General features: G+C 59.0%; 17 protein-coding genes. 3 read left to right on the top strand and 14 right to left on the bottom strand.

The annotated features are described in order from the left end of the window. The first annotated feature begins 4 nt into the window (after positions 1-4). A complete protein-coding gene (locus CW267_RS06645) occupies positions 5-1,207 on the top strand; it encodes an MFS transporter (protein ID WP_100781397.1) in 1,203 nt (400 codons plus the stop codon). Beyond that, positions 1,204-1,581 (top strand): DUF4440 domain-containing protein, encoded by a 378-nt coding sequence (locus CW267_RS06640; RefSeq protein ID WP_008806216.1) that lies wholly within the window; start codon positions 1,204-1,206, stop codon positions 1,579-1,581. Before CW267_RS06645 ends, CW267_RS06640 begins: the two co-directional genes overlap by 4 nt. A 52-nt stretch (positions 1,582-1,633) precedes the next feature. On the opposite strand, the gene rpoS is transcribed toward CW267_RS06640, so the two are convergent. From rpoS to cysG, 13 genes are all read right to left on the bottom strand, one after another. Beyond that, positions 1,634-2,626, bottom strand: a complete 993-nt coding sequence (gene rpoS / locus CW267_RS06635) for an RNA polymerase sigma factor RpoS (RefSeq protein ID WP_002915106.1) — start codon at positions 2,624-2,626, stop codon at positions 1,634-1,636. A 157-nt stretch (positions 2,627-2,783) separates the two neighbouring features. Continuing rightward, entirely contained in the window at positions 2,784-3,920 is a 1,137-nt protein-coding gene (gene nlpD, locus CW267_RS06630) for a murein hydrolase activator NlpD (protein ID WP_008806218.1), read from the bottom strand. 125 nt (positions 3,921-4,045) lie between these two features. Next, positions 4,046-4,672: a protein-L-isoaspartate(D-aspartate) O-methyltransferase gene (locus CW267_RS06625; RefSeq protein WP_012540738.1), complete on the bottom strand. Its 627-nt coding sequence runs from the start codon at positions 4,670-4,672 to the stop codon at positions 4,046-4,048. Beyond that, positions 4,666-5,427, bottom strand: a complete 762-nt coding sequence (gene surE, locus CW267_RS06620; protein WP_012540737.1) for a 5'/3'-nucleotidase SurE — start codon at positions 5,425-5,427, stop codon at positions 4,666-4,668. The genes CW267_RS06625 and surE overlap by 7 nt, the downstream gene beginning before the upstream one ends. Then, positions 5,408-6,457 carry a tRNA pseudouridine(13) synthase TruD gene (gene truD / locus CW267_RS06615; RefSeq protein WP_008806221.1) on the bottom strand — a complete coding sequence of 350 codons (1,050 nt, stop codon included), beginning with the start codon at positions 6,455-6,457 and terminating at the stop codon, positions 5,408-5,410. The genes surE and truD overlap by 20 nt, the downstream gene beginning before the upstream one ends. Next, a complete protein-coding gene (gene ispF / locus CW267_RS06610; RefSeq protein ID WP_008806222.1) occupies positions 6,454-6,933 on the bottom strand; it encodes a 2-C-methyl-D-erythritol 2,4-cyclodiphosphate synthase in 480 nt (159 codons plus the stop codon). The genes truD and ispF overlap by 4 nt, the downstream gene beginning before the upstream one ends. Then, positions 6,933-7,643 carry a 2-C-methyl-D-erythritol 4-phosphate cytidylyltransferase gene (ispD, locus tag CW267_RS06605; protein WP_022066411.1) on the bottom strand — a complete coding sequence of 237 codons (711 nt, stop codon included), beginning with the start codon at positions 7,641-7,643 and terminating at the stop codon, positions 6,933-6,935. Before ispD ends, ispF begins: the two co-directional genes overlap by 1 nt. A 19-nt stretch (positions 7,644-7,662) precedes the next feature. Further along, a complete protein-coding gene (gene ftsB, locus CW267_RS06600; RefSeq protein WP_002915156.1) occupies positions 7,663-7,980 on the bottom strand; it encodes a cell division protein FtsB in 318 nt (105 codons plus the stop codon). Positions 7,981-8,120: 140 nt separating this feature from the next. Then, positions 8,121-8,447 (bottom strand): DUF3561 family protein, encoded by a 327-nt coding sequence (locus tag CW267_RS06595; RefSeq protein WP_008806224.1) that lies wholly within the window; start codon positions 8,445-8,447, stop codon positions 8,121-8,123. 50 nt (positions 8,448-8,497) lie between these two features. After that, on the bottom strand, positions 8,498-9,103 hold the full coding sequence (gene cysC / locus CW267_RS06590) for an adenylyl-sulfate kinase (RefSeq protein ID WP_002915158.1): 606 nt from the start codon (positions 9,101-9,103) through the stop codon (positions 8,498-8,500). Continuing rightward, the gene (gene cysN / locus CW267_RS06585) at positions 9,103-10,530 is read right to left on the bottom strand and encodes a sulfate adenylyltransferase subunit CysN (RefSeq protein ID WP_012967340.1); all 1,428 of its coding nucleotides are present in this window, start codon (positions 10,528-10,530) and stop codon (positions 9,103-9,105) included. Before cysN ends, cysC begins: the two co-directional genes overlap by 1 nt. 9 nt (positions 10,531-10,539) lie before the next feature. Next, entirely contained in the window at positions 10,540-11,448 is a 909-nt protein-coding gene (gene cysD / locus CW267_RS06580; RefSeq protein WP_002915160.1) for a sulfate adenylyltransferase subunit CysD, read from the bottom strand. A gap of 9 nt (positions 11,449-11,457) precedes the next feature. Further along, positions 11,458-12,864 (bottom strand): siroheme synthase CysG, encoded by a 1,407-nt coding sequence (gene cysG / locus CW267_RS06575; protein ID WP_162494494.1) that lies wholly within the window; start codon positions 12,862-12,864, stop codon positions 11,458-11,460. A 246-nt stretch (positions 12,865-13,110) separates the two neighbouring features. On the opposite strand from cysG, the gene CW267_RS06570 reads away from it, so the two are divergent. Beyond that, positions 13,111-14,157, top strand: a complete 1,047-nt coding sequence (locus tag CW267_RS06570) for an aminopeptidase (protein WP_100781398.1) — start codon at positions 13,111-13,113, stop codon at positions 14,155-14,157. A 72-nt stretch (positions 14,158-14,229) separates the two neighbouring features. Here CW267_RS06570 and cysH read toward each other — a convergent pair whose 3' ends face one another. Further along, entirely contained in the window at positions 14,230-14,964 is a 735-nt protein-coding gene (gene cysH, locus CW267_RS06565; RefSeq protein ID WP_008806238.1) for a phosphoadenosine phosphosulfate reductase, read from the bottom strand. Positions 14,965-15,029: the final 65 nt, after the last annotated feature.

Here is a 15,029-nt window from a genome sequence, read left to right as displayed (position 1 = left end):
AACCATGACCTATCGCCACCGCGTTGCCACCGTTTTTCTGTTCGGCTTTTTTCTCGATTTGATCAATATGTTTATCGCCAGCATCGCCTTCCCGGCCATCAGCCGCGCGCTGGCGGTTTCCGTCTCTCAGCTGGCGTGGGTCAGCAATGCCTATATTCTCGGTCTGACGGTCGTCGTACCGTTCAGTGCCTGGCTTAGTCAGCGCTGGGGGGCGAAACAACTGTTTTTACTCTCGCTGGGGCTGTTCAGCCTCGGCGCGCTGGCGGCAGGGCTTGCCAGCAGTCTCGGCGAGCTGATTTTCTGGCGGACGCTGCAGGGGATGGGCGGCGGGATGTTAATCCCCCTTGGCCAGGCATTGACGTGGCCGCTGTTTCAGCCGCATGAGCGGGCGAAACTCTCGGCGGCGGTGATGCTGGTCGGCCTGCTGGCGCCAGCCTGCTCGCCGGCGATCGGCGGCCTGTTAGTCGAGGCCTTCAGCTGGCGCTGGGTCTTTTTCGCCAGCCTGCCTGTGGCTCTGCTAACCTTTGTGCTGGCGGTGCGATGGCTGAACGACAGCCCCGGCCCGGTTCGCCCAACTCGCTTTCTTCCGCTGTCGTTGCTGGCCGATCCCCTGCTGCGCTTCGCGATGCTGATCTACCTCTGCGTACCGGGGATGTTTATTGGCGTCAACGTGGTCGGGATGTTCTACCTGCAACGCGTCACCGGGATGGCGCCGGGGGCCATCGGTGCCCTGATGGTGCCCTGGTCGCTGGCCTCGTTCGCCGCCATCACTTTTACCGGCAGGTATTTCAACCGTTTCGGACCACGACCGCTGGTCGTCATCGGCTGCCTGCTTCAGGCGGCAGGGATCCTGCTGCTGCTGAAGATCGATACGCACAGCCCGCTGGCGCTGTTGATTCTGGCCTTTACGCTGATGGGCGGCGGAGGCAGCTTATGCAGCAGTACTGCGCAAAGCAGCGCCTTCCTGCATACGCCTGCCGAAGAGATGCCTGACGCCAGCGCGCTGTGGAATCTGAACCGCCAGCTCAGCTTCTTTGCCGGCAGCGCGCTGCTCGCCCTGCTGCTGAGGGTGTTCCCGCCGGTCTACGCCTGGCAGGGGGTGTTTATTAGCGCCGCTGCCATCACCCTGTTGCCGCTGCTGTTTTGCCTGCGGCTGAACAATCGGGCGATTATCCATCGCCTGCACACCACTCTGGAGAAGTCATGAACCCTTATCTGCAGGAAGTCCTCGACGCCCATGTCCTTATCGAACGCTGGTTAAGCCAGGGGGAAGGAAGCGCTGAGGCGCTGATGACACGTTTTGCAGCCGAATTCATCATGATCCCTCCGGGCGGCGAGAAGATGGACTACCCGGCGGTGAGCCGTTTTTTCCACCATGCGGGGGCAACCCGTCCGGGATTACACATCGTGGTGGATCAGGCGAAAATCATTAGCGAGTGGCACGACGGCGCCGCAGTGCGATACCGTGAAAGCCAAACGCTGGCGGATGGCAGTGAGAACGTACGCTGGTCGACGGCGATTTTTCAGCAAGCGGAAGGAAAAATGATCTGGCGTCATCTGCAGGAAACCCGCCTCGGCTAGCGCAAAGAAAAAGGCCCCGACTGTCGAGGGGGCCTTTTTGAGAGAAAAGATCTTATTCGCGGAAGAGCGCTTCGATATTCAGCCCCTGTCCCTGCAGAATTTCCCGCAGGCGACGCAGACCTTCCACCTGGATCTGCCGCACACGCTCGCGGGTGAGGCCAATTTCACGGCCCACATCTTCCAGCGTGGCTGCTTCATAACCCAGCAGACCGAAACGACGCGCCAGAACTTCACGCTGCTTGGCGTTCAGTTCGAACAGCCATTTGACGATGCTTTGCTTCATATCATCGTCCTGCGTGGTGTCTTCCGGGCCGTTCTCTTTCTCATCGGCCAGAATATCCAGCAGCGCTTTTTCTGAATCGCCACCCAGCGGAGTATCCACGGAGGTGATGCGCTCGTTCAGACGCAGCATACGGCTGACGTCATCGACCGGTTTGTCCAGCTGTTCGGCAATCTCTTCCGCACTCGGCTCGTGGTCCAGCTTATGGGACAACTCGCGCGCGGTACGCAGATAGACGTTCAGCTCTTTAACAATGTGGATCGGCAAACGGATCGTACGGGTTTGGTTCATGATCGCCCGTTCAATAGTCTGGCGGATCCACCAGGTCGCATAAGTCGAAAAACGGAACCCACGTTCCGGGTCAAACTTTTCAACGGCGCGGATCAGTCCGAGGTTACCTTCTTCAATCAGATCCAGCAGCGCCAGACCACGATTGCTGTAACGACGGGCAATCTTCACCACCAGACGCAGGTTGCTTTCAATCATGCGACGGCGTGAAGCGACATCACCACGCAGTGCGCGACGCGCGAAATAGACTTCCTCTTCCGCGGTCAGCAGTGGGGAATAACCAATCTCTCCAAGATAAAGCTGAGTGGCGTCAAGTACGCGTTGTGTTGCGCCTTGCGACAGCAGCTCTTCCTCAGCCAGATCGCTATCACTGGGTTCCTCTTCTACTAAGGCCTTCTCGTCGAAAACCTCAATTCCGTTCTCATCAAATTCCGCGTCTTCATTTAAATCATGAACTTTCAGCGTATTCTGACTCATAAAGGTGGCTCCTACCCGTGATCCCTGAGCAAAGCACCTTCCACGGCACATCAACAAACGACGCCTGGACGATTTCCCCTGCCCTCTCTGCGAGAGGGACATAGACACCGCCCTGGCGCCTGTTAGCTGATGCTTCGCTTATCCGTACTTTGCCAAATTATCGCTGCGGTAAGTACTGCAGCGGGTTGACGGATTTCCCCTTGTAACGAATTTCAAAATGTAATCTTGTTGAGCTGGTTCCGGTGCTACCCATGGTAGCGATTTTCTGCCCCGCTTTGACTTCCTGTTGCTCCCGAACCAGCATGGTATCGTTATGAGCGTAGGCACTCAGGTAATCATCGTTGTGTTTGATGATAATAAGATTACCGTAGCCGCGCAGTGCGTTACCGGCATAGACGACACGCCCATCGGCGGTCGCGACAATAGCCTGTCCCTTACTGCCTGCAATGTCGATACCTTTATTGCCGCCTTCCGCGCCGCTAAAGTTCTCGATAACCTTGCCATCAGTCGGCCAGCGCCATGATGAGATCGGCGAACTGGTTGACGTACTGCTTGCAGTCGGCTGGGTTGTGCTCACCGTTGTTGGTGCCGTCACCGGCGCGACAACCGTTGTGGTCGTGGTCGCTGGTTTATTATTAGGCAACATCTTGGTAGCACTCTGTTCACCTGAAGATTCAGAATACGTAATAGTCGGTTGTGAAGCAACCACCGCGGTCGATTTTTGTGCAGAAGTTGTGGTGGCTGTCGCACCGCCGCTCGCCCTTGCGCTGGCCTGAGAAACGGCGTTTTCACCAGTGATCGGCTGGCCTGAGGCGTTGCCGACCTGCAGCACCTGACCCACGTTCAGCGCGTACGGGGCCGGGACATTGTTGCGTTGCGCCAGGTCGCGGAAATCGTTGCCGGTGACCCACGCGATATAGAACAGCGTGTCGCCGCGTTTGACCGTATAGGTACTGCCGCCGGTGTAGCTACCTTTCGGAATATCGCCATATTTGCGGTTGTAAACGATCTTACCGTTCACCGTCTGCACCGGCTCCTGCGCCATCGGCGTCGGCTGCGGCTGAATGGTCTGGGTCTGTACCGGCTGGATCGGCTGCGCCTGAGGAGCAGACTTGACGCCGGAGGATGGCGGCGTAATCAGCATGCCGGAGTTGGTGCTGGAAGAGGCGGCACCGCCGGCAGAGCTAACCGGCGCTGGCGGATTATTGGTGTTGGTACACCCGGCCAGCCAGAGTGAAACCAGTGAAAGAGCCGCAATACGGCTGACGGTAAATTTGGTGCTTCCCGCGCTCATTTATCCCCCAGGAATATGTTAACTGCCAATATCTTGCTTACCGGGCGGCGCCCGGCCAGGACACTGAAAAATGCGTCCACCCTACGCCTAAAGTCAGGCAAAAAAAACCTGGAATAATCCGGGTCTCAGGCCAGCTCCCCCTTCACCAGGGGAACAAAGCGAACGGCCTCGACGGTATCAATGATAAATTCGTTGCCCCGGCGACGGATCCGTTTGAGAAACTGATGCTCTTCGCCAACCGGCAGCACCAGCACGCCTTCGTCATCCAGCTGCGCCAGCAGCGCGGTTGGAATCTCCGGCGGGGCCGCCGTCACAATAATGGCATCAAACGGCGCCCGTGCCTGCCAACCTTGCCACCCATCGCCATGACGGGTTGAAACATTATGTAAATCAAGTTGTTTCAGGCGACGACGCGCCTGCCACTGTAAACTCTTAATCCGCTCCACCGAGCAAACGTGATGCACCAGGTGCGCCAGGATGGCCGTCTGGTAGCCGGAACCAGTGCCGATCTCCAGCACGCGCGACTCCGGCGTCAGCGTCAGCAGCTCGGTCATCCGCGCCACCATGTAAGGCTGGGAGATGGTCTGCCCCTGGCCAATCGGCAGCGCGGTGTTTTCCCACGCTTTATGTTCAAAGGCTTCATCAACAAATTTTTCGCGCGGGACAAGCGCGATCGCCTCAAGGACACGCTCATCGACGATGCCCTGCGTGCGCAGTTGATTCAACAAACTTTCAACACGTTTACTTACCATTGCCCGTCAACCCCGACACGTTCCAGCCAATCGCTGACTACCTCATGCGCCTGATGGGCGGTTAAATCGACGTGCAATGGCGTCACGGAAACATAGCCTTCATCCACTGCCGCAAAATCGGTGCCCGGCCCGGCATCGCGCTTATCGCCCGGCGGGCCAATCCAGTACAGGGTGTTGCCGCGCGGATCTTTTTGCGGGATCACCTGGTCGGCCGGATGGCGGTTACCGCAGCGGGTCACGCGAATGCCCTTGATTTGATCAAGCGGGAGATCCGGCACGTTGATGTTAAGGATCCGCCCGGTACGCAGCGGCTCGCGGCTTAAGGCGCGCAGAATGGTGCAGGTTACCGCCGCGGCGGTATCGTAATGCTGATAGCCGTTCAGCGACACGGCCAGCGCGGGGAACCCCAGATGGCGGCCTTCCATCGCTGCGGCCACGGTGCCGGAATAGATGACGTCATCGCCCAGGTTGGGACCCGCGTTAATGCCGGAAACAACGATGTCCGGACGCGGGCGCATCAGCGCGTTCACGCCGAGATAGACGCAGTCGGTCGGGGTGCCCATCTGGACGGCGATGTCGCCATTTTCAAAGGTAAACGTACGCAGGGATGATTCCAGCGTCAGCGAATTCGAGGCTCCGCTGCGGTTACGATCGGGTGCAACAACCTGGACCTCGGCAAACTCCCTTAAGGCCTTTGCCAGGGTCTGTATCCCCGGCGCATGGATCCCGTCATCGTTACTCAGCAATATTCGCATAGTCACCCGTTGTATTGATAAGCTCCCTGACCACGCTGGTGGCGAAGCTGCCCGCCGGCAGCCAGAAACGCAGTTCAACGGTTACGTCATCCCACCAGTTCCAGCTAAGCTGCTGCGGATAGAGGAGCATCGCCCGGCGCGCCGCCTCAACTTTCTCCCGCACCAACAGCGCCTGCAGCGACGTTTCTTCGGCGATGGCGGCCTGCTCGGCGGCCAGAGCGTCGCGCTGGCTTCCCCAGTCGCCGCTGCCCGGCAGCGCAGCCGTGATCATCAGTTCGCGGTTGTGCACCCGCGCCTGCGAAACCTCGAGTTCTTCCGGTGTGACGACAAACCAGCTCCCACGCCCCGCTAATTGTAGCGCATCGCCATCAACAACCTGATTAAATTCCGTTTTTTTTAATCTAATACTGACTTGCTGATTAAACAACGCACTGCGGGCCGCCGACAACCAAAAACTGCGCTTATTGCGATCGCGCACCGGCGCGTCGCTTTCCGCCCAGCGCAACGCGCCCTGCAGATTACTGCCGCCAATGCCAAAGCGCTGCGCGCCGAAATAGTTCGGTACGCCCCGTTCAGCGATGGCCTGCAGACGCGTCTCCACGTCCTGGCGATCGCTAATCTCGCGCAGGATCACGGTAAACTGGTTGCCTTTCAGCGCGCCTAAACGCAGCTTACGCTTATGGCGGGCATATTCCAGTACCTGGCAGCCCTCGAGCTGAAATTTGCTCAGGTCCGGCATCTCTTTGCCGGGCACCCGCGCGCACAGCCACTGCTCGGTGACGGCGTGCTTATCCTTTTGCCCGGCGAAGCTCACTTCTCGGGCGTGGATCTTGAGGAATTTCGCCAGCGCGTCGGCGACAAAGCGCGTATTGCAGCCGTTTTTCAGGATCCGCACCAGCACATGTTCGCCTTCGCCGTCCGGCGCAAAGCCCAGATCTTCCACTACCAGAAAATCTTCCGGATTGGCTTTCAGCAGCCCGCTGCTCTGCGGCTTGCCGTGCAGCCAGGTCAGTTGGTCAAAGGCGATCATTTTTCGGCCTTACGCAGCAGCGCGACCGCTTCGCAGGCGATCCCTTCCCCGCGGCCGGTGAAGCCCAGCTTCTCGGTGGTGGTCGCTTTCACGTTGACGTCGTCCATATGGCAGCCGAGATCTTCCGCGATAAAGACGCGCATCTGCGGAATATGCGGCAGCATCTTCGGCGCCTGGGCGATAATGGTGACGTCGACGTTGCCGAGCGTATAGCCTTTGGCCTGAATACGACGCCACGCTTCGCGCAGCAGTTCGCGGCTATCGGCGCCTTTAAACGCCGGATCGGTATCGGGGAACAGTTTGCCGATATCGCCGAGCGCCGCGGCGCCCAGCAGCGCGTCGGTCAGCGCATGCAGCGCGACGTCGCCGTCGGAGTGGGCCAGCAGCCCTTTTTCATAAGGAATGCGTACCCCGCCAATAATGATTGGGCCTTCACCGCCAAAAGCGTGTACGTCAAAACCATGTCCAATTCGCATTAAGCTTTCTCCTGGTGTCGGGAACGGGTGAGGTAAAATTCAGCCAGCGCCAGGTCTTCCGGGCGCGTCACTTTAATATTATCCGCGCGACCGGCGACCAGTTGCGGATGGAAGCCGCAGTACTCCAGCGCCGAGGCTTCATCAGTGATGGTCGCCCCCTCGTTCAGCGCCCGGGTGAGGCAATCCACCAGCAGCTCGCGAGGGAAAAATTGCGGGGTGAGCGCATGCCACAGGTCATTACGATCGACGGTATGGGCGATCGCGATTTTGCCCGGCTCGGAGCGCTTCATGGTGTCGCGCACCGGCGCCGCGAGGATCCCGCCGACACGGCTGGTTTCGCTGAGCGCCAGCAGACGGCAGAGGTCGTCCTGATGCAGGCAGGGGCGCGCTGCGTCATGCACCAGCACCCACTGCGCCTCCGGCAACGCCTTCAGGCCCGCGAGCACGGAATCGGCGCGCTCGGCGCCGCCATCCACGACGGTAATTTGCGGGTGCTGCGCCAGCGGTAGCTGGCTGAAGCGCCGATCGCCGGGGCTGACGGCAATCACCACGCGCTGGACGCACGCATTCGCCAGCAGTGCGGCGACGGCATGTTCGAGAATCGTTTTGTTACCGATTGAGAGATATTGTTTCGGGCATTCCGTTTGCATGCGGCGGCCAAAACCGGCTGCCGGCACCACGGCGCAAACGCCCGGAAAAGTGGCTGCCATGTCGTAATCCTGGGCCTGGTTATCGATTGTTCTGCTGTTGCCCCGATGCCTGGTTGCGTTTAGACGCATCCGGTACCAGGCGATAGAAGGTTTCGCCCGGGCGGGTCATACTGAGTTCATTGCGCGCGCGCTCCTCGATCGCTTCCTGCCCGCCGTTGAGGTCGTCAATTTCGGCAAATAGCTGATCGTTGCGTGCTTTTAATTTGGCGTTAGTCGCCTGCTGGGCGGTGACGTCGTCGTTAACCCGCGTGTAGTCGTGCAGGCCGTTTTTACCGAACCACAGTGAATACTGTAGCCAGACCAGCAAAGCTAATAATAGCAGCGTTAGTTTACCCATCCTGCCCCCTGAAAAACGGCATCATCATCCCAAAACTCGCCCGGGTACGCTACCGGGGCGCGCGGACGATGCCGCGTAACGCGGGGACTGTACCATATTTTTGCTGCCGATACCCATGCTTGATTCATCCCGGAAACGGGTTATCCCAACAGCCAGAGGAAGAGTAGCGCAAACATCAGCCCGACGGTCAGGATAGTCGCGCTGGCGCTATAGAGCAGTTTGCCATTGAGCAGAGAGTGCAGCGCAATACCGACCACTACCGCCACCGGCATCAACGCAAGGAAGAACGGCCAGGTGTAAAGGAGGAAGAAGAGCGTATTACTGCCATAGAGAAGGAAGGGAATACCCAGCGCCAGCAGCCATGAAATAAAGCCCACGGCAGCGCCCGACAGAGACCAGGTGGTCTCGTCGCCGATCGCCGGAGGCGGTTCTGAACGAATAATACTGAGGTTCTGGGTATTGCGCATATCGAATCCTGTAGACCGGGCAACCGGCACCCCTCGATGCCGCTGCCGTTTCAGGATCTGATAATATCGCTCTGTTGCAGCAGGTCTAATAGTTGGTGCACCAAATTTGTTACCAATTGTTCACCATCCAGATGAATTTCCGCCTTTTCCGGTGCCTCATAGACCGAGTCTATGCCGGTGAAATTGCGTAATTCCCCTGCCCGCGCCTTCTTGTATAATCCTTTCGGATCCCGCGCCTCGCAAATGGCCAGCGGGGTATCGACGAACACTTCGATAAAGCGTCCCTCCCCCAGGCGCTCGCGCACCATCTGTCGCTCCGCGCGGTGCGGAGATATAAATGCCGTCAATACAACCAGCCCGGCATCGACCATCAGCCTGGCCACTTCACCGACGCGGCGAATGTTCTCTTTGCGATCCTCATCGCTGAATCCCAGGTCGCTGCACAGGCCATGACGCACGTTGTCGCCGTCCAGCAGATAGGTGCTGACGCCGCGCTCATGCAGCGCCTCTTCCAGCGCCCCGGCGACAGTGGATTTACCCGACCCCGAAAGGCCGGTAAACCACAGCACCACGCCGCGATGGCCGTGATGCTGCTCCCGCTGCTGCTGGGTCACAGGATGGGCATGCCAGACGACGTTTTCGTCATGCTGGGCCATTATTGGCCTCCCAGCAGGTCGCGGGCGTCCCAGTGCGGGAAGTGTTTACGGATCAGCTGGTTCAGCTCCAGCTCGAAGGCGCTGTACTGCGATGCCGAGGTCGACGCCTGCAGGTGCGGCTCGTTGACCATCCCGGCGCCCACGGTGACGTTGGTCAGGCGATCGATAAAGATAAGGCCGCCGGTCACCGGGTTTTGCTGATACGGATCCAGCACTAAAGGTTCGTCAAAGGTCAGCTCCACCAGCCCAATGCCGTTCAGCGGGAGAGACTCGACTTCACGCTGGGTCAGGTTGTTAATATCGACCTGGTAGCGGATAGCGTCGACGCGAGCGCGGGTCTTCTTGCCGGCGATTTTAATGTCGTAGCTCTGGCCCGGGGTCAGCGGCTGCTCGGCCATCCACACCACGTCGATGCTGGCGCTTTGCACCGCCGGCAGCGAGGCTTGCGCGTCAACCAGCAGGTCGCCGCGGCTGATGTCGATTTCATCTTTCAGCACAAGGGTAATGGCTTCGCCGGCGGCAGCTTCCTGCAGGTCGCCGTCGAAGGTGACGATACGCGCCACGCTCGATTCGACGCCCGACGGCAGCACCTTCAGACGCTGGCCAACGGTAACCGTACCGGAGGCGACCGTGCCGGAGAAGCCGCGGAAATCGAGGTTCGGACGGTTAACATACTGCACCGGGAAGCGCAGCGGCTGGCTCTCGACCACCCGCTGGATCTCCACGGTTTCGAGGACTTCCAGCAGGGTCGGGCCGCTGTACCACGGTATGTTCGCGCTCTGGCTGGCGACGTTATCGCCTTCCAGCGCCGACAGCGGTACAAAGCGGATATCGAGGTTGCCCGGCAGCTGCTCGGCGAAAGTCAGATAATCTTCCCGGATCTCGTTGAAGCGCGCTTCGCTAAACTCGACGAGATCCATTTTGTTGACCGCTACCACCAGGTGTTTAATGCCCAGCAGCGTCGAGATGAAGCTGTGACGACGGGTCTGGTCGAGCACGCCCTTGCGCGCATCGATCAGCAGGATCGCCAGGTCGCAGGTTGACGCGCCGGTGGCCATATTGCGCGTGTACTGCTCGTGCCCCGGGGTGTCGGCGATGATAAATTTGCGTTTTTCGGTCGAGAAGTAGCGGTAAGCGACATCGATGGTGATGCCCTGCTCACGCTCAGCCTGCAGGCCGTCCACCAGCAGCGCCAGGTCCAGTTTTTCGCCTTGGGTACCGTGACGCTTGCTGTCGTTGTGCAGAGACGACAGCTGGTCTTCATAGATCTGGCGCGTATCGTGCAGCAGACGGCCAATTAAGGTGCTTTTGCCGTCATCAACGCTGCCGCAGGTCAGAAAACGCAGCAGGCTCTTGTGCTGTTGCGCGTGCAGGTAAGCTTCTACGCCGCCTTCATTAGCAATTTGTTGGGCAATTGTGGTGTTCATGGCGGCTCCTTAGAAATACCCCTGACGTTTCTTCAGCTCCATCGAGCCGGCCTGGTCGCGGTCAATCACGCGGCCCTGACGTTCGCTGGTGGTCGATACCAGCATCTCTTCAATAATTTCCGGCAGCGTCTGCGCTTCAGACTCCACTGCGCCGGTCAGCGGCCAGCAGCCAAGGGTACGGAAACGCACCATCCGTTTTTCAATCACTTCGCCCGGCTGCAGATCGATACGGTCGTCATCGATCATCATCAGCATACCGTCGCGCTCCAGCACCGGGCGCTCAGCGGCCAGATACAGCGGCACGATTTCAATATTTTCCAGATAGATGTACTGCCAGATATCCAGCTCAGTCCAGTTGGAGAGCGGGAAGACGCGGATGCTTTCGCCTTTGTTAATCTGGCCGTTGTAGTTGTGCCACAGCTCCGGACGCTGATTTTTCGGGTCCCAGCGGTGGAAGCGGTCGCGGAAGGAGTAGATGCGCTCTTTCGCGCGGGATTTCTCTTCGTCGCGACGCGCGCCGCCGAACGCGGCGTCAAAGCCGTATTTGTTCAGCGCCTGCTTCAGGCCTTCCGTTTTCATGATATCGGTATGCTTAGCGCTGCCGTGGACAAACGGGTTGATGCCCATCGCCACCCCTTCCGGGTTTTTATGCACCAGCAGCTCACAGCCGTAGGCTTTGGCGGTACGGTCGCGGAACTCATACATCTCACGGAATTTCCAGCCGGTATCGACGTGCAGCAGCGGGAACGGCAGGGTTCCCGGATAAAACGCTTTGCGCGCCAGATGCAGCATTACGCTGGAATCTTTCCCGATGGAGTACATCATCACCGGGTTAGAAAATTCGGCGGCCACCTCACGAATAATATGGATGCTTTCCGCCTCCAGTTGCCGCAGGTGAGTGAGTCGTTTTTGGTCCATAACCGTTCCTTAAGCCAGATTGACCACCGAAGCGTTAAACCCTTCGGCGGATGATGTATGTTGAAACCAGGCGAGCTGCTGATGCAGCTGCACCACTTCGCCGACCACCAGCAGGGCGGGCATCGGGGCGTCTTTCGCCAGGTGTTCGAGTTGTTGCAATGTGCCGGTTATTGTCTGCTGATCGTCGCGGGTACCGCGGGAAATCACCGCGACCGGCGTAGCGCTGTCGCGACCGTGGGCGATCAACTGGGCGCTGATTTCCGCCGCCTTCATGGTGCCCATGTAGATCGCCAGCGTTTGTTGGCTCTTCGCCAGCAGCGACCAGTCGAAGGGGGCGCTGTCCGGCTTGTAGTGGCCGGTGACAAAGACGGCGCTTTGCGCATAGTCGCGATGGGTCAGCGGAATACCGGCGTAGGCCGTCGCCCCGGCAGCAGCAGTGACGCCAGGCACCACCTGGAACGGGATCCCCGCTTCGGCGGCAGCCTGCAGCTCTTCTGCGCCGCGGCCAAAAATAAACGGATCCCCGCCCTTCAGACGCACGACGGTTTTCCCCGCCTTCGCCGCCGCCACCAGCAGCTGATTGGTTTCATGCTGCGGCACCGAGTGCTCGCCGGCGCGTTTGCCGACACAGATCAGCTCGGCATCACGGCGCACCAGCTCGAGAACCGGCGGGGTCACCAGATGGTCGTGGAAAACCACGTCCGCCTGCTGGATCGCCTGCAGACCACGAAGGGTCAGCAGCCCGGCATCGCCCGGCCCGGCGCCCACCAGAATAATTTCTCCCGTCTCGCGTTCGGGCTTATCCAGCTCATCCTGCAGCGCCTTTTCCGCCTCCGCATGATTGCCCGCCACCATCAGGCTGGCAAAGCGGCCGGTAAAGACGCGTTCCCAGAAGCGGCGACGCGCTTCGGTGGTCGTCAGACGGGTTTTCAGATGGTTGCGCCAGTAGCTCGCCGATTCCGCCAGCCGCCCGAGGTTCGTCGGCAGCAGCGCTTCAATTTTCTCGCGCAGAATACGCGACAGCACCGGCGCTTTGCCGCTGGAGGAGATCGCCACCAGCAGCGGCGAACGGTCGACGATAGAAGGGAAGACAAACGAGCACAGCGCCTGGTTATCCACCACGTTGACCAGCCGGTAGCGCGCGTTAGCCGCCGCAAACACCCGCTGATTAAGCGCCTCATCCTCCGTGGCCGCAATCACCAGAAAGACATCATCCACCAGCGACTCGCTAAATTCCGTCGCCCGCCAGCTAAGCGCCTGGCGCGCCGCCAGATCGGCCAGCGCCGGAGAGAGCGTCCCGGCGACCACCTGCACCTGCGCCTGAGCGCGCAGCAGGAATTTAATCTTGCGTTCAGCAATCTCATCGCCGCCGATCACCAGCACGGGCCTTTGTTTCAGTTCGGCAAAAAGGGGCAAGTAATCCACGGCGCAACAACTCTCTTACAATCAGCGATACTGCGACTATAGGGTGCGCCTGAGAGCAAATGAAATTACGAAATGGAATGAGTTGTGACGCAAAGGAATAACGCTGTGGAAATACAAATATCAAAAAGTGCTTAACGCGCTATTTTTCCGCTATTTAAGAGCAATTGAAATTGTTTAACCGCGGTCACAGTTTCATACTGTACGCGTCAAATTGTCTTGTTCGTGTAAGGACCCCTTATGTTTTCCGCGTTGTGCCGCCGTCTGCTTCCTGTGGCGCTCGGCACCGGTTTTGTTTTCGCCGCCGCCCCCGCATTCAGCGCGCTGGGCGACACCGCCAGTAGCCAGGCCCGTCATATCGCCACCGTCTTCCCGGGACGAATGACCGGAACACCAGCCGAGATGTTGTCAGCCGAGTACCTCCGCCAGCAGTTCGCCCAGATGGGTTATCAGAGCGACGTGCGCAGCTTCAATACCCGCTACATCTATACCGATAACAATCAGCGTAAGAACTGGCATAACGCCACCGGCAGTACGGTGATCGCCGCCCATGAAGGCCAGTCCCGCCAGCAAATCATTATTATGGCGCACCTCGATACCTACGCGCCGCAGAGCGATAAAGACGTGGAGAACAACCTTGGCGGCCTGACGCTGCAGGGCATCGACGACAACGCGATGGGGCTCGGCGTGATGCTGGAGCTGGCGGATCATTTAAAGAATATCCCCACCCGCTATGGCATTCGCTTTATCGCCACCAGCGGTGAAGAGGAAGGTCGTCTCGGGGCGCAAAATCTGCTGCAGCGCATGAGTGAGGCGGAAAAGAAAAATACCCTGCTGGTGATCAACCTCGATAATCTGGTGGTGGGCGATAAGCTTTACTTCAACAGTGGCCGCCGCACGCCGGCCTCGGTGCGTAAGCTAACCCGCGACCGTGCGCTGGCTATCGCCCGCAGCAAGGGGATTGTCGCGGCGACCAATCCAGGACTGAACCCAGCATACCCAAAAGGCACCGCCTGCTGTAACGACGCCAGCGTCTTCGACAGCGCGGGGATCCCGGTGCTGTCGGTCGAGGCAACCAACTGGTCACTCGGCAAAAAGGATGGCTATCAGCAGCGCCAGAAATCCCGCGCCTTCCCGGACGGCACCAGCTGGCATAGCGTGCAGATTGATAATCAGCAGTATCTCGACCACGCGCTGCCGGGACGCATAGAACGCCGCAGCCGCGAGGTAGTGAAAGTGATGCTGCCGCTGGTGAAAGAGCTGGCGAAGGTGGAGAAGAAAAGCTGATACGCACAAAAGAACGCGCGGTATCACCCGCGTGTTCTTCTTGAATTATCACCCAAAGAAAGCGCTAACAGCTTAACCCTCGTGCAATCCGCACTCGCGTTTAAGCCCGAAGAACCGAGTCTCTTCTTCTGCCATGCCTGGCTCCCATTTGCGGGTGGTGTGGGTATCGCCTACAGACAGATAGCCCTGATCCCACAGCGGGTGGTATTTCAGCCCGTGCTTTTGCAGGTACTGATATACCGTCCGGTTATCCCAGTCGATAATCGGCAGCACCTTGAACACCCCGCGCTGGATAGCCAGCACCGGTAAGGTCGCCCGGCTACCGGACTGCTCGCGGCGCAGACCAGCGAACCAGGTCTGGGTATTGAGCTCTTTCAGCGCCCGGTTCATCGGCTCGACTTTGTTGATCTCATTGTATTTCTCAATGCCCTCAACGCCCTGCTCCCACAGCTTACCGTAACGCGCCTCCTGCCAGGCGGCGCTCTCCTGCGCCCGATAGACCTTCAGGTTCAGCTTGAGCTTGTCGGTTAACTCATCGATAAACTGATAGGTTTCCGGAAACAGATAGCCGGTATCCGTGAGGATCACCGGAATATCCGGGCGCAGCTGATTCACCAGGTGCAGACTCACCGCCGCCTGAATACCAAAGCTGGAAGATAAAGCATACTCGCCAGGCAGATTTTCCAGCGCCCACGCTACGCGTTCTTCGGCGCTGAGCTTCTCCAGCTTCGCATTGGTCTCCGCCAGCGCCAGGATACGTTCCACTTTCGGCAATGCATTAAGCGCGTTTAGATCGAGTACGGACATATAAACCTCGTTTGCCTGTTTTACCGGGCGGCACTGCGTTTGCCCGGCCTACGGGTTTTACAGGC

Origin of the sequence: Klebsiella sp. X1-16S-Nf21, from assembly GCF_002837615.1 — a bacterium.
Classification (GTDB): Bacteria; Pseudomonadota; Gammaproteobacteria; order Enterobacterales; family Enterobacteriaceae; genus Klebsiella; species Klebsiella variicola.
This window is presented reverse-complemented; position numbering and strand designations above follow the sequence as displayed.